This window comes from Psychrobacillus sp. 05T411 (assembly GCF_056396485.1).
Genome location: NZ_JBFTLO010000008.1, coordinates 258423 through 279450 on the forward strand (window position 1 = coordinate 258423; position 21028 = coordinate 279450).

At 35.5% G+C, this 21028-nt stretch carries 17 protein-coding genes; 14 read left to right on the top strand and 3 right to left on the bottom strand.

What is annotated here, in order from left to right; genetic code table 11:
• Positions 1 to 6 precede the first annotated feature (6 nt).
• Positions 7 to 2232, bottom strand: coding sequence for an EAL domain-containing protein (locus AC1DFT_RS09090; protein ID WP_477918864.1), 2226 nt, complete (start codon positions 2230 to 2232; stop codon positions 7 to 9).
• Positions 2233 to 2735: 503 nt separating this feature from the next.
• Between AC1DFT_RS09090 and AC1DFT_RS09095 the strand changes: the two genes are divergently transcribed.
• Together AC1DFT_RS09095 and AC1DFT_RS09100 are read left to right on the top strand one after the other, a co-directional pair.
• The gene (locus tag AC1DFT_RS09095) at positions 2736 to 3875 is read left to right on the top strand and encodes a hypothetical protein (protein WP_477918865.1); all 1140 of its coding nucleotides are present in this window, start codon (positions 2736 to 2738) and stop codon (positions 3873 to 3875) included.
• Positions 3876 to 5257: 1382 nt separating this feature from the next.
• Positions 5258 to 7645, top strand: coding sequence for a sensor domain-containing protein (locus AC1DFT_RS09100; protein WP_477918866.1), 2388 nt, complete (start codon positions 5258 to 5260; stop codon positions 7643 to 7645).
• A 366-nt stretch (positions 7646 to 8011) separates the two neighbouring features.
• On the opposite strand, the gene AC1DFT_RS09105 is transcribed toward AC1DFT_RS09100, so the two are convergent.
• On the bottom strand, positions 8012 to 8389 hold the full coding sequence (locus tag AC1DFT_RS09105; protein ID WP_477918867.1) for a carboxymuconolactone decarboxylase family protein: 378 nt from the start codon (positions 8387 to 8389) through the stop codon (positions 8012 to 8014).
• A gap of 305 nt (positions 8390 to 8694) precedes the next feature.
• On the opposite strand from AC1DFT_RS09105, the gene kdgD reads away from it, so the two are divergent.
• From kdgD to AC1DFT_RS09145, 8 genes are all read left to right on the top strand, one after another.
• Positions 8695 to 9618: a 5-dehydro-4-deoxyglucarate dehydratase gene (gene kdgD / locus AC1DFT_RS09110; RefSeq protein ID WP_477918903.1), complete on the top strand. Its 924-nt coding sequence runs from the start codon at positions 8695 to 8697 to the stop codon at positions 9616 to 9618.
• 17 nt (positions 9619 to 9635) lie between these two features.
• Positions 9636 to 11096: an alpha-ketoglutaric semialdehyde dehydrogenase GucD gene (gene gucD / locus AC1DFT_RS09115; protein ID WP_477918868.1), complete on the top strand. Its 1461-nt coding sequence runs from the start codon at positions 9636 to 9638 to the stop codon at positions 11094 to 11096.
• 30 nt (positions 11097 to 11126) lie between these two features.
• Positions 11127 to 11579: a RidA family protein gene (locus tag AC1DFT_RS09120; protein WP_477918869.1), complete on the top strand. Its 453-nt coding sequence runs from the start codon at positions 11127 to 11129 to the stop codon at positions 11577 to 11579.
• A gap of 43 nt (positions 11580 to 11622) precedes the next feature.
• Complete coding sequence (locus tag AC1DFT_RS09125; protein ID WP_477918870.1) at positions 11623 to 12594, top strand: aminopeptidase; 972 nt, start codon at positions 11623 to 11625, stop codon at positions 12592 to 12594.
• Positions 12595 to 12747: 153 nt separating this feature from the next.
• Positions 12748 to 13758 (top strand): TRAP transporter substrate-binding protein, encoded by a 1011-nt coding sequence (locus AC1DFT_RS09130; RefSeq protein WP_477918871.1) that lies wholly within the window; start codon positions 12748 to 12750, stop codon positions 13756 to 13758.
• Between the two features lie 14 nt (positions 13759 to 13772).
• A complete protein-coding gene (locus AC1DFT_RS09135) occupies positions 13773 to 14267 on the top strand; it encodes a TRAP transporter small permease (RefSeq protein WP_477918872.1) in 495 nt (164 codons plus the stop codon).
• A gap of 2 nt (positions 14268 to 14269) precedes the next feature.
• Positions 14270 to 15571, top strand: coding sequence for a TRAP transporter large permease (locus tag AC1DFT_RS09140; RefSeq protein WP_477918904.1), 1302 nt, complete (start codon positions 14270 to 14272; stop codon positions 15569 to 15571).
• 153 nt (positions 15572 to 15724) lie between these two features.
• Positions 15725 to 16402: a FadR/GntR family transcriptional regulator gene (locus tag AC1DFT_RS09145; protein WP_477918873.1), complete on the top strand. Its 678-nt coding sequence runs from the start codon at positions 15725 to 15727 to the stop codon at positions 16400 to 16402.
• Positions 16403 to 16641: 239 nt separating this feature from the next.
• On the opposite strand, the gene AC1DFT_RS09150 is transcribed toward AC1DFT_RS09145, so the two are convergent.
• Positions 16642 to 16917: a DUF1292 domain-containing protein gene (locus AC1DFT_RS09150; protein WP_477918905.1), complete on the bottom strand. Its 276-nt coding sequence runs from the start codon at positions 16915 to 16917 to the stop codon at positions 16642 to 16644.
• Between the two features lie 469 nt (positions 16918 to 17386).
• On the opposite strand from AC1DFT_RS09150, the gene AC1DFT_RS09155 reads away from it, so the two are divergent.
• The 4 genes from AC1DFT_RS09155 to AC1DFT_RS09170 all read left to right on the top strand — a co-directional run bounded on the left by AC1DFT_RS09155 (position 17387) and on the right by AC1DFT_RS09170 (position 21016).
• Positions 17387 to 17536: a YwzD family small protein gene (locus AC1DFT_RS09155; RefSeq protein WP_477918874.1), complete on the top strand. Its 150-nt coding sequence runs from the start codon at positions 17387 to 17389 to the stop codon at positions 17534 to 17536.
• A gap of 211 nt (positions 17537 to 17747) precedes the next feature.
• Entirely contained in the window at positions 17748 to 18194 is a 447-nt protein-coding gene (locus AC1DFT_RS09160) for a VanZ family protein (RefSeq protein WP_477918875.1), read from the top strand.
• A 95-nt stretch (positions 18195 to 18289) separates the two neighbouring features.
• The gene (locus AC1DFT_RS09165) at positions 18290 to 18502 is read left to right on the top strand and encodes a hypothetical protein (protein ID WP_477918876.1); all 213 of its coding nucleotides are present in this window, start codon (positions 18290 to 18292) and stop codon (positions 18500 to 18502) included.
• A gap of 480 nt (positions 18503 to 18982) precedes the next feature.
• A complete protein-coding gene (locus AC1DFT_RS09170) occupies positions 18983 to 21016 on the top strand; it encodes a sigma 54-interacting transcriptional regulator (protein ID WP_477918877.1) in 2034 nt (677 codons plus the stop codon).
• The last annotated feature ends 12 nt before the right edge of the window (positions 21017 to 21028 follow it).

The following is a 21028-nucleotide window of genomic DNA, read 5'->3' on the forward strand; positions in this document are numbered from 1 at the left end:
CTACAATCATAGTGGTGTTAAATATATCTTCTCAATTTCTTCTACTGGAAGTGGTTTGCTAAAGAGATAACCTTGTGAGATATCACACTGATGATCTTTCAGAAATTCAAGCTGTTCCTTTGTTTCCACACCTTCTGCAATCACCTCTTTGTGCAAGTTGTGTGCTAACGTGATAATCGCTTTTACAATGACAGTATCCTTCTCATTGTTCATTAATTCACTAACAAAGGATTTGTCGATCTTAATATAATCAATCGGAAAATTTTTCAGGTAATTAAGTGAGCTATAACCTGTCCCGAAATCATCAATACTGATACCAATACCAAGTGCTTTTAGCTGCTTTAATACGTGAATGGAATATTCACCTTCCATTGCCATATATTCCGTAATTTCGACTACGACGTATGCCGGATCGATTGCTGTACGCTCGAGTACATTTTCCATGAATGGAATGAGATTTCTCATAAGAAATTGCTGTGTCGATAGATTAACGGACATTGTTACCGGTGTCATGCCAGCATCTTGCCATTTTTTAATTTGTGAACAGGCTTCCTCGATGACCCATTCTCCAATTTGTGTGATCAAACCATTTTCTTCAGCTAGTTTTATAAATTTTCCTGGAGGTATCAAACCTAAAATAGGATGTTGCCAGCGAATGAGCGCTTCAAATCCAACCAATTCACCGCTTTCGATATTGATTTGAGGCTGATAATGGAGAACAAATTCCTTTTTATCCAGTGCTTTTCTTAAATCGATCTCTAGCATGTAGTCATCCATCATGACATCCAGTAATTCAGAAGTATGCATGACATAGCGGTTTTTCCCTTGAGATTTAGCTTGGTACATGGCATTATCCGCGTAGACCATCAGCTGTTCCTTTGAAATAGGGTAGTCTGGATAAATGGAAACCCCGATACTCGCTGTCGTATGTAATTCTTTTTTCCCAACATAAAAAGGTTGTTGGAACAACTGGAGTATCTCTTCTGCTTTTTTAGTCCCATAATCCGGATCAACAAAATCTTTTAATAGGAAAACAAATTCATCGCCACCCATTCGAGCAAGAATATCCTTCTCCCCAAGACAACTACTTAAGCGTTTACTTACCTCAATCAGGAATTTATCTCCAAAAGAATGATTAAAGTTATCGTTAATAATTTTAAAACGGTCTAGATCGATGAATAAAAGCGCTAAAGTCCTATTTTTCCCCACATTTATTTCTTCAATAATCGTTTCTATTTCCTTATTAATAAATCGTCTATTCGGTAGCATCGTTAAATCATCGTGATAGGCTAAGTAGTTATATTTCTCCTGCAGTAAGTAACGATCTGAAATGTCCCTAAACTGACCAAAGGCACCAATCATTTTGTCTTCTTCATAAATGGGTTGTGCATCAAATAGGCAGACGATGAGGTTGCCTTTATTATCTATAAATTTTAATTCTTCATTTTCCACTATTTTTCCTTGTTCTAATACTTCTTTGAAATAGTCGCCGGTAAGATGGGACTCCTGAATATTTCTTCCCATGACCGAATCTCTGCTATTATTTGAAATTTTTTCTGCAAAACTATTAAACTCAGTAGTGATTCCATTTTCATCTGTAATCACAATTCCATTCCTTGTTCTGCTTAACATAATTTGATTCATAATATTAAGCTTCTTATTTTGTTTTCGTAACAATAGCTCCCTTTCAATCGAATCAACCGATTGGGATAGCATCGTTAAGAAAAGTGGATTCTGAAACTGAATAGGCATCATAATGGACACACTACCAAGCAAGTCATTTTCATCTGTATATTGAAAGGCAGTCCCGTAACAAGCTATGCCATGAAGAAAGGTATGATAATGCTGCTCACCAATAAGACAAATCGGGTGCTTTTGCTGCAAGGAGAGGCTAATAACATTGGTTCCTGTATCCTCTTGGATGAATAAGCTACCAGGACTAATCCCGAATTGTTCGATAGTCGACTTAATGGTTTCATCCCCTTCAATTTTCAGAAGATAACCAGTTGCATCCGAAACAACAACAAGTATGGGGGTTCCTTTTAAGGAATCTAGTAACTTATTCGAGAAGAAACTCACCACTGATAGTATTTCGCTATACGATTTTCGCTTCTTTTCAAACTCACCTTCGCTTAAAAAGTTCTTTGGCCTGCATAGCTCATGCGGATCCATCCCAGCCTCTCTACACATTCGCTTAGATTCTGTAATGTAGTAAGGTTCTGTCGTATTCATGTTTTCCTCCTTAAACCTTTATATATAATAAATACCCTAGACTAAAAGAGTTAATCTTTTTTAGGAACAGTAAATAGGAATCCATTTCTGCTATGGTTAAATCACTAAAAAATAACTAGTAGAAAGAATTCCCAAGAGTTTTAACTTTACCGCAAATTATTACTAAATTCAATGGGAAGGAATTGTAAGGAGAAGGGCTTGTGCGTGCCCCTACTAGTGTTGTAGTAGAAAAAATTCTGAATAATGACCACAATTTTTTATCAAACAAGTAAGCGGCAAAGAACACTTACTTGAAAAAAAGGGGAGCAATACAGTGGTATATGCAATTGGCTTGTTGCTTTGGTTGATATCTAGAAAATATTTTCAAGCAACAATCCAGCTTCATTCATCTGCGGAAACTATTAAAATTCTACGTTGAATAGTTTCCGATTCAATAGTAATATTAAATTGTGGAAATATATTGGAAAATACTCGGTGATTTACCTGAATAGAGGAGGAGAAATATGCGTAAACGTTTTATCAAACAAACAACAGCGGCAGTATTGTTAACCACTTCCGTTTTATCGTTTTCATCGGTAGCACTTGGAGCAACTTCAGTTGATCAATCGGTGAACAATGTGAAGGCGGAACTGAACAAAGCGACGACACACTATGTGTATCCGTCACTAGAAGGGAAACTTGCACCAAGTAGTGCACTATACCCTGTGTTAAACAGTGCAAAGAAAAACTATGAACTTACACGAAGTACGGTAGTTTCGTCTAAACTTTCTACTGCACAAAAGAATGTGAAGTTGAAAGAAATTGATACACTTTACAAGGAAAAAGTTTCAGGAGGATTACTATCTTATATTGATGCATATAACTATGCAACAAAATATTTAGTGCCAATCATGGATGAAATCGAAGCTGCTGAAGCAAGAAATGACTTTGCAGCAGTGGAACAAGCGTATCACAAACTATCCTACCAACTTAAAGGCAGAACAGCCATTCTATACCGTTTCTCTGGTAAAGCAGCTCGTGATCTTCTATTAGAAGAGTATAAGAAGCCGGCAGATGCAAAACGTGATGCATTAATGGTGCCAGTTACTATCTACATGAAGAGTGTAGAAGTAAACGATTTATTTAAAACTGACAAAAAAGCAGAGGCGCATACTAAGTTCGCGGAAATCGAAGCACTATTAGACCGTCTGCCAAATGCATCTACAAACAAATTCGTTGAGTCATTATTAGAAGAGGTAGCTAAGTTAAAAACTACAATTGGCTATACTTCAGTTACATCTTCTCAACAAGCAATCCTAAATGAAAAAGTAGCTGGTTTAGTAGCTAAACTGAATGCAACGCAATCTGATCAAGCAACTGCTTCCACAAATGCACCTAATTCGCTTAACGTAACTGTGAAAGAAGACATAGGACTTGCCAAATTTTTAGGAAAAGGATTCTACCAAACATTTACGAGCCAATTAGGTGTGGCGAAAGTGAATGGTTTCAATCCAACATCTATAAATGCTCTAGAATATACTGCAGCAGCATTCCCAGCAGGTGCGGATTCTTTAGCAGATCTAAAAGGGAAAACCGTTATGCTTAAAATCACTGTGGACAATGGTTCGGCATTAGACGTAGAATTTAAAATTATGTTTGAGTAAGGGATGATTCATGCGAATCGCGTCACAGTTGGAAACAATTCCGCACTTTTGGATTTCTTAACATAATTCGTTATTAAATAAGTAAACGGAAAATAACACTCACCTGACTAATAGGGGAGTGTTATTTTCTGTTTATCTTTGATTAATCCAAGGTATTTGATTTTGATAATTACCTTTTTTCATTTGCTGTGATTCAGATGAAGAAACCCTGTACTGGTAAATGAAACAATGGCTCTTAGAATTAGGCAATATTCTCAGTCGTATATTCGTTTTTAAAGGTATGTTTTCTAGAGAGGTACGGTCATATTTTATAAGTTCGGCGATATTTTGCAATTGCTTTTCTAATCGTTTCTGGTTGGGATAAAAAATGACGAGGCCTTCCATGGTCATGGTCACTAGAATTAAGCAGGTTCATCGTAAACCCTTGAACTTGTATTGGATGGGGTATTCAAGACCGAAAAAAACGGAAGAATTTAGATAGCATGAAGCGAAGATGGATGCTGGTGTTGGAGAAGGCGGGCATACCAAGGTTTGGAAAAACTCATAAAAAAGATTCTACATCATTCTGATAAGGGACTACAATTTAAATAGGCAAGCATGAAAAAACGTCCACTTGACGAACAAGTGGGCGTTTTTTTACTCTTACATTTGATAAAAATGCATAAGATACACTGGAGCAAGTAGCACCGGGGCCATTTAGCTCTTCCCTTTTCCGCTTCAACGAAACCAAAACATCTTTTTTAAAACATCTAAACACACCTTGAGTTTGGTTATTGTTACCATTATGCTGAGTTTTCGTGCATCGTGTATCTATATTTCTGTTTGTAGTTCCTAATGCCTGGTAATATAGACTTATCCTTAATAGGTCATATATAATAGAGTAAAGTCGAAATTTATAGGTGAAATAATTGGAAGATTTAATAACAGGGTATGGCATTAAAGCACCTGGTATTTTAAATAAGGCCAGTTTTTTAATGTATTGAATGATGGAATTTGTACTCAAACTGTTTTGAAAAGTGTTCATGGGAATCAAGCTGGAGTTCCATTTTCAACGAAGCATCGAGGCTTTGTTTTAGCTGAGGGGGCTGGTGTGATCGTTCTAGAGCGGAGTCAATCCTATGTGAACAATCAGGCACTTGGTATAGAAATAAATGATTAGACAGTACGATATATCCATATGAAAACTTGTGGTGGGGACGTTCCAATAACTTCAATAAAAGGAATGGTAGGACATTCATTTGGTGCAATGGGATCGATTTGAAGACTTACCGATTGTTTATGAAACTAGACATCAAGCAGTAGACTCCGTATGCATAACTACTCATGGAAGTAGCGGGAATAATGCTTGTCTACTATTGACACATGCATAGGAGGTTCATTAAATGTTTTTTCTTTTTTTAATATTGTTATCTTGTATTCCCTTAAGTATAGGAATTACGATTCTTGTTTTATTCAAAAAAAATAATCTATCAAAAATAATTTTTATATTCCTCGTGTGGGCATCATTCTGGCAATTAGATGTTGCATTTTTGCATTCGTATGATCTGTTTAAAGAAGAGACTATTGAAATCCTTTTCAAGCTCTTTCGATTTGGCTCAATTATGATACCGCCCACTCTTTTCTATGTAGCGTTTACAATTGTTCATGAGATGTTGTCAAACGAATTAAAAATAAAGTGGCGATTTCTTGTAAATCGTACTAACGTTCGATTGTTTTATGTGATGGCTTTACTTATTTATATATCCGGATGGAATGATAAAGGGGTTAGTGGATTAGAACCTATACAAAATGGTTCTAATATATATTATTTTCCTGTTTATGGAGAGCTATCATGGTTTTTTCATTCCAATGTTCTTTTGTTTATATTTAGTATGATTATTTGTTTTTTGATAAGTTTACAAGTACAAGATAGAAGTATGCGTTCATTTTTAGTTTATTTTAATATCTTTTCGTCAATTGCATACGTAATAGGCTTCTTGAATATGTTCCCATCGACAAGATTGTACCCTAGTTCGATTGCGATCTTAGTCTTTGCAATTTCCCTTTTAATACTTTCGAGTAGAATGTATCTAGAAATAGTAAACAAAATGAACGAGAAGCTATCTGAACAAAAGAAATTTCTATTTCAAGTCATAGATTTAAACCCAAACTACATTTATGCACTTGACGAAAATAGTCAATATACACTTGTGAATCAATCATATGCACAGTTAATGGGAATGAGAATTCAAGATATGATTGGAAAAACCGACTATGACATACAACAAGATAGCCGTGTAATGAAACAAGCCTTCATTCAAGATAAGGTTATGCTCAAACATACGGAAAAATTCTTCATTAAAGAGGAAGCCGTAACAGCCGAATCAGGAGATACAATATGGTTAGAAACTGTCAAAATCCCAATTAATATTAATGACAGCTCATCGCTGCTTGCTGTATCAATGGATATTACCGAACGCAAGCAATATGAAGATGATATAAAGTTTCAAGCCAATCATGATATTTTAACAGGGTTACCGAATAGAAGAATGTTCAATGAGGATTTAATTAATTTTCTTGAAAAAGCTAAGACCGAGGAAAGTAAGAATGCTATTATGTTTCTTGACTTAGACCGGTTTAAATACATTAATGATACACTCGGACATGATGTAGGTGATCTCTTATTAGTAGAAGTTACAAAACGTTTAGAAGTATCAATAAAAAAAAGACATTCTAGTGCAAAAATTTATCGGCTTGGAGGAGATGAATTTACTATTTTACTTCCATATCATGATGAGGTAGATAGTGAAATTTTTGCCAAAGAGTTATTGGAACAATTTAAGAATGGCTTTTGGGTAGATGGCAGTGATTACTTTATAACACCAAGCATTGGAATAAGTATTTTTCCAAATGACGGAAATGACGCTAATACATTAATAAAACATGCAGATATCGCAATGTACCATGTAAAAGAAAAAGGGAAAAATGACTATCAATTGTTTACATCAGAAATGCATCAAGAAGTTTACAGAAAAATGATGATTGAAAAACAATTACGAACCGCACTAGATAATGAGGAATTTGAACTTTATTTTCAGCCTATTATGGATTTAAAAACAAATGAAATAGTAGGGATGGAATCTCTTATACGTTGGGATAACAAAATATTAGGACAAGTTCCACCGGATGAATTTATTTCAATTGCTGAAGAGACGGGAATGATTATCCCAATAGGTCACTGGGTACTGAATACAGCAATTGAACAAAACGCTCGTTGGCAAAAGGCTGGGTATAAGCCTTTAGAGATAAGTGTTAATGTTTCTGTGAGGCAGTTACTAGATCCAACTTTTTTAGAGAAGGTGAAAAACGCTATTGAGAACAATGAACTTGATGTTGCCTATATTGTGTTAGAGATTACGGAAAGTATCGCGATGTATGCAGAGGCGATGATTGAAAAGTTAGAAGCATTAAAAGGACTTGGTATAAGTCTATCAATGGATGACTTTGGAACAGGATATTCATCGTTCAGCTATCTGAACAAATATCCACTTGATTCATTAAAAATTGATAAAACATTTGTTATTGGTATGACAAAAGACGATGAGAATAAAGCCATTGTAAAAACAATTATAGCGATAGCCAAGCAACTAGATTTGAAAGTTATAGCCGAAGGAGTGGAAGGGATGGACGAATATCATTTCCTGTCTGGAAATAGCTGTGATTACGCTCAAGGATATGGTATCAGTCGTCCACTACCCGCAACCGATTTCGAAAAAAAATGGTTACAATAATAGGTGACTGAAAACGTTGCCCCCTATTAGAAAAAGTTCTACCCTATTCTGGCAATCTACTACAATTCACTGTTAAATAGGCACACCAAACCACGCTCACTTAAGGAACAGGTGGGCGTTATTTGGTATTTGTATTAAATTGCGTCCCTGTGTCGGAGAATATTCTGGCAATTCACTTGCTAGAATCCCCTATTCGGCCAAGTACTTCTGGTGTGGTTAATTTGTCCTATAGAAATATTAAATTCGGTAGTCGAAGCAATTAGTCCTTCGTGTCACTAAAGATAGATATATTTTGTGCCAGAAGGGTGTATCACATTATTAATTAATGGAATATTCACAACACATACACTATTTAACCTTCATTTGTTATTCTATTGTTCCCTCAAAAATTTCCCCAGCAATTTCCATTGCCTGCACTTCTTTTGGAAAACCAACGTATCTGGCACAGTGGGTGATGAGCTCTATAATTTCTTCTTTGGAAAGCCCAATGTTTAGTGCTGCTTGTAAGTGAACTTTCAACTGATCGAACGCTCCTTGTGTGATAAGCGTTGTAAGTGTGATGACTTCTCGTTGTGCGTGGTATAGGGTATTTCTACCGTAGAGGTCTCCAAATCCGAAGGACACTAACATCTCCCAAAAGTCGAGGGAGATATTTTTGATTCCTTCCATGCCAGCGCGTACTTCTTCGGAAAATAATTCTTCCATTGMTTGTTTTCCGGACTCATATCGCTTGTTGTTATCCATCTTATTACCTCCCCATAGTTGGTGGTATTTCGTATTCATCCACTAATGCTTCAATTACGATTGGTTTATTTGTTTCTTCGATTTTATGTAATGCATCTTTTATTCTCTCCCTCAAGTACTGAAACCCCTAGTATAGCCACTTCTCGAAAACAGAGAAGTGGTGTTTTTTGTTCGAAAATAATAGAAGATACTTTTATTATTTAATTTTCAAAAAGTATTTGACACTACAATATAATTGTCTTACAATAAAACTTATAGAAAATTATAACTATTAAAATTACTAGAAGGGTGGAATTTGTATGACAATGAGAAAGAGGCAAGCACCGAAAGGAATATTAGGATTTCCAGTAGCACCAATGGATGAGAAAGGGAAACTAGATTTAGATGCATTGGGTAAGAATATTGAATTTTTAATAGAAGGAGGATTAAGTTCTATATTCGTCGCATGTGGGGCTGGTGAGTTACATGCAATTAGTAATGAAGAATATAGGTCTATGGTGGAAATTGCTGTGAAAAAGACACAAGGAAAAATTCCTCTTTATACAGGAGTAGGTGGCAATATTTCACATGCTCTGGAACAAGCTAAAATTTCTGAAGAGCTAGGAGCGGAAGGTTACTTAATATTACCGCCATATTTGATTGATCCTTCCCAAGACGGGATTTATGATTATTTGAAAAAGATTATCCAAAGTACGGAGTTGAATGCAATCGTCTACCAAAGGGATAATTGTATTCTAGATTCGAATACACTAGTCAAACTATGTGAACTACCACAACTTGTAGGGTTCAAAGATGGTGTTGGTAATATGGAGAATAATACTGAATTTACACATCTAATTGGAAATCGTTTGGAATGGGTGAATGGGATGCCATTAGCAGAAGTGACAATGGCCGCATATGTGAACTTAGGTTTTACATCATATTCTTCCGCAATTTCCAACTATATACCGCATATTTCTGCTATGTATTATGAAGCGCTTATAAATGGAGATAAAGAAGTTGCACATGATTTGCATGAAGCTGTGATTTTACCTATTCATCGAATTCGTAAACAGAAAAAGGGCTATGCAGTTTCACTTATAAAAGCGGGCATGCAAATTGTTGGTCTGCCAGTGACAACGAATGTTAGGGCACCAATTGCTTCTGTTGAAAAAGAACATTATGAACAATTGAAGAAGATCATTGACCATGCACTGGAAAAATATCCTGTTCCATCAAGAGTAATATAATAGGAGGTTCATTTAAAATGACAACTATAACTAAAACGAAAACATATTTAAATTATATAAATGGTGAATGGATTGCTTCAGAAACAGGAGAAACGGCTGAAAGTAGAAATCCTGCAAAAAAAGATGAAATAGTCGGATTTTATCAACTATCTTCTATTAAAGACTTTGACCAAGCCGCTAGTTCCGCAAGAAAAGCCCAAAAAGCTTGGCGCAAACTTGCTGGAAATGTAAGAGGTGATTATTTACTAAAAGCTGCGGCTATTTTAGAAGAGCGTATAGAAGAAGTAGCAACTGCTATGACGAAAGAAATGGGTAAGACATTTGCAGAGGCAAAAGGTGAAACTGCACGTGGTGTAGCAATTTTACGTTATTATGCAGGAGAAGGTATGCGACCAATTGGTGATGTTATTCCTTCTACTGATAGTGAGGCACTAATGTTTACAACTAGAGTACCACTTGGCGTTGTTGGCGTTATTACGCCTTGGAACTTTCCGGTAGCTATACCGATGTGGAAGATGGCACCAGCACTTATTTATGGTAATACAGTCATTATTAAACCAGCCAGTGAGACAGCGGTGACTTGCGCAAAAGTGATCGAGTGTTTGCATGATGCAGGAATACCGGCGGGTGTTCTAAACATGGTGACGGGTTCAGGTTCTCTGATTGGAACAGAAATGGTCAATCATGCAGAAATAGATGCGTTTACATTTACAGGATCTAATACAGTAGGTAAACAGCTTGCAGAAACAGCTATTTCGAGAGGTATCAAATATCAACTTGAAATGGGTGGGAAAAATCCAGTAATAGTTGCGAGTGATGCGGATTTGGATTTAGCGGTAGAAGCAACTATAAGTGGTGGATTACGATCATCAGGTCAAAAATGTACAGCTACGAGTAGAGTTATTGTCCAACAAGATGTTTATGAAGAATTTAAAGAAAAGCTTTTAGAAAAAGTGGCCACCATTACAGTTGGTGATGGTATGGAAGAAGGAACATGGATGGGACCTTCTGCTAGTGAAAATCAATTGAATACAGTACTCTCAGCTATTGAAAAAGGTAAATCAGAAGGGGCTACACTTCTTTTTGGAGGAGAAAAAGTAGAAAAAAAAGGATTGAATGGGTATTTCGTTGAACCAACTGTGTTCGAAGATGTATCATCCACTATGACACTTGCTCGAGAAGAAATCTTTGGACCGGTTCTTGCGCTTATGAAAGTTGACACAATTGAAGAGGCACTAAAATTGGCAAATGACTCGGAATACGGTTTAAGCGCTTCTATTTTTACAACAAGAATAAGTAATATGTTGTCATTTATTAATGAAATGGATGCAGGATTAGTGCGTATCAATGCAGAAAGTGCTGGAGTTGAGTTACAAGCCCCATTTGGCGGGATGAAACAATCTAGCTCTCATTCACGTGAACAAGGACAAGCTGCAAAAGAATTTTACACAGCTATCAAAACAGTGTTTGTTAAATAAAATGTAAGCGCTACAATGGAGGTATAAATGATGAACTACGAAGAAAATTTAGATAGTAAAGGGTATAAACTTCCTACACAAGCAAATAAGCGAATTTTTGAAGCAGGAGTCAGAACGGGAAATTTGATATTTGTAAGTGGTAATGCAGCGAAAGTCGAAGGTGTATTAAAATATAAAGGGATTGTAGGTGACACGGTTTCTTTGGAGCAAGCACAAGATGCAGCTAAAATTGCTTTCGTGAATTGTTTAGCAACAGTTCGAAATATGATGGGTAGTCTGGATTCTATGAAGAAAATTGTTAATATTAAAGGTTATGTGGCAAGTACGCCAAATTTCACTGACCAACCGAAAGTGATGGATGAAGTATCCGCATTAGCAATTGAAGTATTTGGGGAGATAGGAAAACATAGCAGGGTTTCGCTCGGAACATCCTCACTTCCAGAAGGAACACCGGTAGAAGTGGAGATTGTTGTTCAAGTGTAATGATTGAAGAATGTATAAATTACTAGAATAGGAGAATTGGCTGATGAAGAATATGAACGACCTACCATTAGGTATCAAACAATTATTTACGAGTATTACGCATTTGAAAGAAGGAGAAAAAGTACTTATCATCAAAGATGATGATAAAAGAGAAATTGGTGAATTTGTTTATGAGCATGCAAAACATTTTTTTGAAACTTCCATGATTGTTATGCCTACAACTGAAGGGCACGGTGCAGAGCCGACAGAAGCTGTTACTGCCGCGTTGAATAACTGTGATGTTGCATTTGGTGCGACTACTTATTCCTTGTATCATACAAAAGCACGCTTAAGTGCAAGTAAAAACGGTCGATTACGTTGGATTGGGCTTCAAGACTATGCACTTCATATGTTCGAAGAAGGTGGATTAACTGCGGATTTTGATGAGGTTACACGAGTTGTTAATCGAGTTGCCCCTTTTTATAAAGGTAATACATTTACACTTACAGCTCCAGGTGGTACTCATATGGTTTGCAGCATAGAAGGAAGAGAACCTGTGCTGGATCATGGAACAGCAACTGTCCCAGGATCTGCTTCATTTCCCCCAAATGCAGAAGTTGCACTTGGACCAGTTGAGGGAACAGCAAATGGTGTATTAGTATTTGATGGAAGTATCCCACATCCATTGCTAAATTTAATTGAAGAGCCTGTTACATGCACAGTAAAGGATGGTTTCATTACGGAGATAACAGGTGGACGTGAGGCAGATATTTTGCGTAAAATGTTAGAAGAGTTTAACGATCCAACAGTTTACAATATTGCGGAGCTTGGACTTGGGCTCAATAAAGAAAATTTCTTGTGCGGGCATATGGCACCGGATGAAGGATCATTTGGAAATATTCATATTGGTATTGGAAAGAATTTAAACTTTGGCGGGCATGTCGATTCACCTTTGCATTTAGATATGATTATCAAAACTGTTACGTGTAATATAGATGGACGAGATATTATGAAAGATGGAGAATTGCTAGTTTAAGAAGTTTTGAGCAGAGAACTCTTGGTATTCTACTTATATTGCAAAAGGCAAATTAGGTATACCAAGAGTCTGCTTTTATGAAATATATTTACTAATAAAAGTAAGCGCTTTCAAATATTTGTGTATTTAGAATATATAGAACGAGGTGATTAAGTGAAAAAGAAACATCAAATTACAGCCATCACAATTTTGCTTACATTAGTGATAGCGTTAGCCGGATGTTCTGCTTCCGCTAATGGGGATACAAATAGTAAACGAATTATCAGTGTTGCAACAGTACAGCCTGAAAGTCATGCAATTTATCTTGGATTAAAAGCATTTAAAGAATACGTAGAAGAAGAAATGGGAGATAAATTCGAAATCAGACTCTTTACAAATGGTGTAATTGGGGGAAATTCCGAGGCACTCGAATTGTTACAAATGGGATCACTCGATTTGGTAGCTACTAGCGGGAGTAATTTGGAAGCTTTTGCAAATGAATATAAGATTTTTGGTTTACCTTACTTATTTAATGATGAAGCTAGTTTCCGTAAAGTGATGAACAACGAAGAATTTACTGATGTGATTTATAATTCGACAACTGACAAAGGGATTCAAGGGGTGGCTTGGTTTTCCAATGGAGTTAATAATTTTTATGCTTCAAAGAAAATAGAAACACCTGAAGACTTAAAGGGATTGAAGATTCGTGTTCAGTCTAGTGAAGCGAATGTGAAACTCGTACAAGGATTTGATGCGGCAGCTGTAGTCATGGCTTACGGTGAAGTGTATACGGCTTTACAGAACGGTGTCATTGACGCTGGAACTAATCCTGAAATGGCGCTTGTTGATATGAAACATGGGGAAGTTGCAAAATACTATTCACGTACAGAACATCAGATTTTTACTGATATGCTTGTTGCAAATACAGACTTTTTAAATTCACTTACGTCTAAAGAAAGAGAAGCCTTCCAAGAAGGATTTAAATTAAGCAGTCAAGTATCTAATGAAGCATGGGATAAACGGATTTCAGAGGTGACAGAAGAAGCAACGAAGATGGGGGTAGAATTCATCACAGTGGACAAGCAATTATTCGAAGAAATACAGAAACCAGTAAAAGAGTCATTATTGGCCTCCAATCCAGAATTACAATCACTTTATGAGAAGATTCAACAAATCCAGAACTAAAGAAGGTGTATTTTATGGAAAAAGTAAAGAACGTAATGGATAAGGTGTTATCTGCTGCTTGCGCTGTGTTATTGTCTTTTATGACGCTACTAGCAACATATCAAGTAATTTCACGATATGTTTTTAGTAGTCCAAGTACGATGTCTGAAGATCTGCTAAGTTATTCCTTTGTTTGGGTATCATTGCTCGGTACAGCGCTAGTGTTTGGTCAAAAAGATCATATGAAACTATCCATACTTTCAGACAGATTAAAAGGGATGAATCAGTTTGTTTTATCGATCTTTACCGAGCTACTCATCATGTCTATCGCGATAATAGTCTTTTTGTTTGGAGGTACACAGGTTGTAGGCGTTGGTGCAATACAAATCTCTCCTACATTGAATATCTCTATGGAATGGATTTATATTGTACTTCCAATAAGCGGTGTGTTGATAGTGGTATATAACTTCATTAATATTATCCAATTAATTCAACAATTTAAGGTGAGCAAAAAGGAGGGGATTCTATGAGTGTGGCAGTAACAGCAGGTTTATTAATATTTTTTACAATTGTCATTCTATTACTTCTCGGCATTCCAATTGGAATAGGACTCATTGTTGCATCGATACTAGCAATCACTCAAGTATTAGGTTTTTCTGCAGCAATCCCGTCATCGGCTTTGAAAATGTTTCAAGGTATTAATATTTTTACTTTATTGGCCATTCCATTCTTTATTCTAGCAGGCAATATTATGAACAAAGGTGGTATCGCAGTCCGGTTGATAAACCTAGCAACCGCATTGACTGGCAGAATACCAGGTTCACTTGCTCAAACGAATGTAGTTGCTAATATGCTTTTTGGATCTGTCTCTGGTTCGGGGACAGCTGCAGTATCAGCAATGGGATCTATTATGGGGCCAATTCAAAAAAAAGAAGGCTATGATGAGAATTTTACAGCGGCAATAAATATTGCGACAGCTCCCACGGGATTATTGATACCACCGAGTACTGCATTGATCACATATGCTTTGGTAAGTGGAGGTACTTCAGTAGCCGCTCTTTTTCTTGGCGGTTTGATTCCTGGTGTTTTATGGGGAATAAGTTGCATGATTGTTGCATTCTTTTATGCAAAAAAGAAAGGCTATGTTGGTAAAAAGCAAATAACTTTAAATGAATTCGTAAAAGTTGCACTCGATGCCATTCCAAGTTTATTACTAATTATTATTGTCGTTTTTGGAATTGTTGGAGGTGTTTTTACAGCAACAGAAGGATCCGCAATTGCTGTTGTTTACAGTTTGCTTTTATCTACAATTTTTTATAAAACGATTAATTCCAAAGAGTTATATGCTATTTTAATAGATAGTGCGAAATTATCTGCCATAATTATGTTTTTAATCGGGTCATCTAATATCATGGCTTGGGTTATGTCGTTTACTGGAATACCAGATATGATGGCAAACTTGATACTAGGAATTTCAGATAATCCAATTATTATTTTGTTAGCTATAAATATTTTATTATTGTTCGTCGGTACATTCATGGATTTAACTCCAGCAATTTTAATTTTCACGCCAATACTACTTCCTGTTTGTTTAGCATTAGGAATGACCCCTTTGCATTTTGGAATTATGCTTACGTTTAATCTTTGTATTGGTACTATTACACCACCTGTTGGGAATATTCTTTTTGCGGGTATTAAAGTATCGAGTGTAAAATTGGAAAGGGTTATGCCGCAATTGCTTAAATTTTATGTAGCTATTGTTGTTGTTCTTTTACTTGTAACGTATTTTCCGTGGTTTTCAACATTCCTACCGTCTTTAGCTGGATTGAGTTAAAATATTTGAAGGAATGAATGATTAAAGGGGGAGAATGTAGTAATATAACGACTTCCCTTTCTTTTTACATAGTATTGTGAAATTTGTATGGTATTTTAGTGTATAATTATTAAATAGAAAATCACGATTTTTTTATCGAAAGGAGGGACTTTAATGAAGGAGCATACAATGGACACCATCCGTAGGAGTACTTTATCGCAGCAGGTGATAGAACAAGTTATTTATATGATAACGAGCGGTCAATTTAAGCCAGGCGATAAGTTACCGTCTGAAATGTCTTTGATGGAACAACTTGATGTAAGTCGCCCAGTACTACGTGAGGCGCTAGGCTCATTGGAAACACTAGAAATTATAACAAGAAGACCTCGGAGTGGAACATTTGTCAATGATAAAGTGGGAAGCAGTCCGTTCAAAGCAATGCTCGCATTGTCCATTAATAATGTCCCTGCTATTATAGAAGCACGAATGGCTTTAGAATTGGGACTTGTCACCATTGCAGCTGAAAAAATATCCGATGATCAACTTGGAAAAATAAAAGAAACAATTGATAGAATTCAAGAAAATCCAAATAGTGATTATGGAAAATTAGATAAGGAATTTCATCGGCTTATTGCGCAAAGTGCAAACAATCCTGTAGTAGAAGGGATGATTGACTCCCTTCTTATCACACATGAAAAAACGGATAGCTTGATAACTTATCGTGAGCCTACTATTACAATTGAGCATCATGTAGCTATATATGATGCATTAAAGAAAAGGGATCCGCATGAATCGTTCAAACAAATGTATAATCATTTAAGATATGTCAGGAAGAAAATTTTAGGTGATTGAAGTATTCGAGTGTTAAATAAAACAATTATAATAAACTTTCAGCATTATGAATCACAAGAAATATTGGAACAATTTCGACTGAATATTCATAATAAAGAGAGCATGATAAAGCGGCTGAAATTTCATCTTCAGCCGCTTCTTTTTTATAAAAGTTATATATCCATAATCATGATCAAACAGGGTAGACTATTTCCTTTTTATAGCCGTACTGAATAAAAAGGAAGTTTTTTTATGTGTTCCTAGTCCTCCTTCTCCTTATCCGACCCTTCCAGAAATGCGGCAGAAACCTTTTCAAATTCTTCATCCGTTTCAATTTCCGCTAAGTCTTCCCCTTCAACTACTTGGAAAAAGAACACGTCCATATCTTCGTCTGTTTCTGCATTCACATCTTCTACAAATGCAACCGCTGCATAGTCTTTATCTTCCATCGTTAAAAGCCCGATTACTTCAATTTCTTGTTCGCGATCATCTTCATCTAATACTGTTAGGATTTCTCCTATTTCAATGCTGCCCATTTTTTCTTCCATTCAAAATTCCTCCTATTTGCTGCATGCTTAAGAAACTAAACAAATTTAAACGTCCCAAGCAACCAATTTATTCGTAAAGCAACCAATTCATCCGAGAGCAACCAAATTACCGATGAAAGCAACCAATTCTTAAAAGAGCAAGTTTACTTGGAGTTAGACGACTATCACTATGGCTCGTTTTTTATAATTGGACATTCCTCTTCGGGTAAAAATTAGTAGATACTCTGCTGTGCCAAGCATTATCTCTATTATGTGCCTTATTGCTTCTATCATTCATTTGTATTGATGGCTGACTACAGTCACTCACACAATTTACTCATACAACTCACAAAATTTTCATTAAACTTAAAGATTACGACTAATTTCGACCTTATATTATTCACTTTGTATTATAATGGAGAGAAGGTTTATTATTTGTAGATTGATAAATATGTAGTTGAAGCGGAGGTGTTGTTGTATGACAACGGCAGAATTACAAGAAGAATTCAAGCGTATTTTAGAATATGGCTATCTTCGAGGAAATGAGAATGATTCAATTAAAACGGATCATCTTATTGAAGAGTTATCTGAGCAACTAAGAAACTTGTTGGAGAAGAATAAAGTTTAACATGAACCGTCAGAAAAAATAGTGTCTTTTTCGGACCATTTCCTACAATCCAAAGAGGCGTGGCAGCTACTAAATGATACTACTTTATAAAAAGATGATGACATTCCTATATACATCATCTTTTGATCCATCTAATTTACAGTCTGATAAACTTCACTAGTTTTTTAAAAAATAGTAATAAAATGGATAATCGCTGAAAAGGGACTAAAATATGAATAAATTTCTTTCTTACATAGTAGTAGTTTTATGGATGGCTTTAATATTTTATTTTTCGCACCAACCGGCTAATGAGTCTAGCGAGTTGAGCACTGGGATAACCGAAGTAATTGTATCGGCGGTAGAAAAAGTTGCCCCTCAGTCGGATTTTATAGTTGGAAACTTAAATCATCTCGTTCGAAAGAATGCTCATTTTTTTATTTATTTCGTGCTAGGTATGCTTCTGATACATTCCTTGCGGTTAAATGGGGGAAGTGGGTATAAGAGAATGGGACTGGCTTTATCCATTTGTATATTGTATGCCATATCGGATGAAGTGCATCAGCTTTTTGTTCCTGGCAGGGGAGCGCAGGTGAGTGATGTGTTTATTGATAGTGCAGGTGGATTTGTTGGAATTGCAGTTTATTCCGCATTAACGAGTAGTAAGGCTCCCGCTGATTAAAGTTCCACTTTATGTTGTAATTGTGTTTCGAACTCATGTGGATGGGTAGGCTATTTGCAGGAATGGAAGCAAATGCTTGGAAAGGATGATTCCACATGATGTATCCACTGCTAACGGTTTTTTGGAGTGCTTGGATACTAGTTGCGACTACTACTTCAGATGCATATATGTTTTTGTATGAACAAGTTGTCCAGTTTAGCTTTGAACCCTATCCAAATTACTTGGATTTACTCATTACTAGTGATATAGCTTTAACCAGCCAATTTTATATCATACAAATAACTGGTCATATGCTGACGTTTGGTTGATGTTGGAATAAACATTTTTGCGAAGGAAAATGTGTACTGTGTTCCTTCGTAGCAAACATTTAGAATTCAAAGCCCGTACATCAAGAAAATGATGAACGGGTTTTTTGTTTCTTGTGAGGTCTCCTTGCTAATGAATTATACTGCCAGGCATTGGATTAAGAGCAAGTGGTCGCCTGAGGATTCATTGTAACATTGAACAGTAAGGTCGCGGATTAAAGTAAATGATAAAAAAATCCCAAGTTCAATAGAGTGTTGCAAAACTGCAATATTTTTTTAATGTTGAGCCAAAATTATATTTTATTTAGTAATTATATTTAAAAAATGTATTTAAAATTAATTTATCTTGCACTATTGCAACGGTCGGAAAGAATGTATATAATAAAAAACATGAAATAATCAAATATTTAGAATTGGCAAAATCTTCTGTGTCATAAAATCATTCGAGCGATTTTAAGTATTTAACATAAAGGTGTGTATTAAATGAGAATAAACGAAATAATGGTGCAGAATTCAATAAAATATTTTGAAAACGATTTCATTCATAAAGTCGCTGAGAATTTACTCTATTGCAAAGAGGATGGAGGACTTGTATTTAATACCCAGGATGAATTGGTTGGATATTTTACACATAAAGATTTGTTAAAAGGGATTATAGAAAAAAAAGTCTTTGGAGATATAATTAAAACCAATTTTCATTTAATTAAAGAAAATATGCTAATACAAAATATTGATTTTACAACACATGAATTGTTACCTATAGTTGATGAATTTGAAAAAATATTAGGTTTTGTAACAAAAAATGACTATTTAGAAGCAATTGCAAAACTAAACAAAATTGAAAGCGACCGTTTGGATGCTATTTTTAATTCCACACATAACGGAATTATTTCAATTAATTTAGAAGGACTCATCACATCGATTAATCAGCGGGCGGAAGAAATGGCCCTTACAACAAAAGAAATTGCATTAGGTAAATTTTTGAATGATGTAGTGTCTCCGAGTGGTTTGCTAAATGTCTTGCAAACTGGAAAAAGGGATACAGAAAAGTATCGGGTAGGGAATCGGTTATATTTGACCCATCGATCACCTATTTTTGAAAATAAAAAACTTGTAGGTGCGGTAGGCGTTTTTCAAGACATTTCTGAAATTGATGATTTTTCAAGTGAATTAGTTTCGTTCCAACAACTGGCAAAAGACTTGGATACAATAATGAAGAACTCTAGTGATGGGATATGCATAACAGATCGAAAAGGAAACATTATCAAAAATAATGAAAGTTTTAATACATTATATTTTAGATATTTAAACGAAGAGAAAAAGAGCGGAAGTTTTCATAAAATGATTAAAGAGGCAGTTGAGAAAGAAGAAACTTGTAAATTTGAAGAGGATAACACGATTAATAATTATTCATTGACCATTTCCTTAATCCCTATTAAAGATGCAAATAACATAGTGGAAAGAGTGGTAGTTAATGTGAAAGATATGACTGGAATTTATGATTTGCAACAAAAAAATGATCAAATTCAGTTCATCTTGACTAATCTTCAAGAAGAAAAAGTGGAAGAAAAATTCATCGCTATCTCAAAAGAGATGAAGAGTATCGTTGCAAAGGTACAACAGATCGGAAAAGTGGATGTTCCTGTCTTGATTAGCGGTGAAAGAGGTGTTGGAAAAGAGGAAGTTGCAAATTTAATTCATAAGTACAGCATTAGACAGGATAGACCTTTTGCCAAAGTAGATTGTTACAGGGTTACATCGGATTTATTAGATAAGCAACTTTACGGCTCCGCTAGTACAGAAACCATAGAAGAAAACAAAAACGGCAAGGCAGGAGTTTTTGAATACGTGGATGGAGGGACACTTTTTTTGGATGGTATAGAAAGGCTATCCATCCAATCTCAAGATAGATTACTTCGTGTATTGGAAGAGCAAGAAATCAAAAGATTTGGTTCCACAAAATCAATCAAGATAGATGTAAGGATCATTGCAGCAACAAATAAAAATCTAGAAGATTTAATGAAAAAAGGGAAATTCAGAGAAAAGTTATTTTATAAAATAAATGTTGTTCCAATTGAAATACCTCCTTTAAGAGAAAGAAAAGAAGATATTCCTGAGCTTGTCAATGTCTATTCTGAATTATTTTCAAAGAAATATAAAAAAACATTACAATTTAATGATGAAGCATTAAAAGTTATTATGGCTTCCGATTGGAAAGGGAATGTTCAGGAACTTATCAGTTACATTGAACAGATTTTTGTAAAAGCACCAGAAGAAATAGTAACAAGTGAACAATTAGAAAACATATTAAATGAGGCAGAACAATTAAGAATCAATCGACAAAAACCAATTGTAGTAAATAGAATTATGCCTTTAAAAGATGCAGTGAAAGAATTGGAAAGGGAGCTAATTGCCCAGGTAAGTCAGACGGAAGCCTCCTATCGAAAAATTGCGGAAGTTCTAGAAGTGGATGCATCTACGATTATTAGAAAGATTAGAAGACTAGAAAAAAATTAGATATTTAGTGAG

Excerpts from the sequence above, each read along its gene's own strand:
- AC1DFT_RS09090 (WP_477918864.1), bottom strand. The coding sequence starts at position 2,232 with ATGAATACGACAGAACCTTACTACATTACAGAATCTAAGCGAATGTGT.
- AC1DFT_RS09095 (WP_477918865.1), top strand. The coding sequence starts at position 2,736 with ATGCGTAAACGTTTTATCAAACAAACAACAGCGGCAGTATTGTTAACC.
- AC1DFT_RS09100 (WP_477918866.1), top strand. The coding sequence starts at position 5,258 with ATGTTTTTTCTTTTTTTAATATTGTTATCTTGTATTCCCTTAAGTATA.
- kdgD (WP_477918903.1), top strand. The coding sequence starts at position 8,695 with ATGAGAAAGAGGCAAGCACCGAAAGGAATATTAGGATTTCCAGTAGCA.
- gucD (WP_477918868.1), top strand. The coding sequence starts at position 9,636 with ATGACAACTATAACTAAAACGAAAACATATTTAAATTATATAAATGGT.
- AC1DFT_RS09120 (WP_477918869.1), top strand. The coding sequence starts at position 11,127 with ATGAACTACGAAGAAAATTTAGATAGTAAAGGGTATAAACTTCCTACA.
- AC1DFT_RS09125 (WP_477918870.1), top strand. The coding sequence starts at position 11,623 with ATGAAGAATATGAACGACCTACCATTAGGTATCAAACAATTATTTACG.
- AC1DFT_RS09135 (WP_477918872.1), top strand. The coding sequence starts at position 13,773 with ATGGAAAAAGTAAAGAACGTAATGGATAAGGTGTTATCTGCTGCTTGC.
- AC1DFT_RS09145 (WP_477918873.1), top strand. The coding sequence starts at position 15,725 with ATGAAGGAGCATACAATGGACACCATCCGTAGGAGTACTTTATCGCAG.
- AC1DFT_RS09150 (WP_477918905.1), bottom strand. The coding sequence starts at position 16,917 with ATGGGCAGCATTGAAATAGGAGAAATCCTAACAGTATTAGATGAAGAT.
- AC1DFT_RS09155 (WP_477918874.1), top strand. The coding sequence starts at position 17,387 with ATGACAACGGCAGAATTACAAGAAGAATTCAAGCGTATTTTAGAATAT.
- AC1DFT_RS09160 (WP_477918875.1), top strand. The coding sequence starts at position 17,748 with ATGAATAAATTTCTTTCTTACATAGTAGTAGTTTTATGGATGGCTTTA.
- AC1DFT_RS09165 (WP_477918876.1), top strand. The coding sequence starts at position 18,290 with ATGATGTATCCACTGCTAACGGTTTTTTGGAGTGCTTGGATACTAGTT.
- AC1DFT_RS09170 (WP_477918877.1), top strand. The coding sequence starts at position 18,983 with ATGAGAATAAACGAAATAATGGTGCAGAATTCAATAAAATATTTTGAA.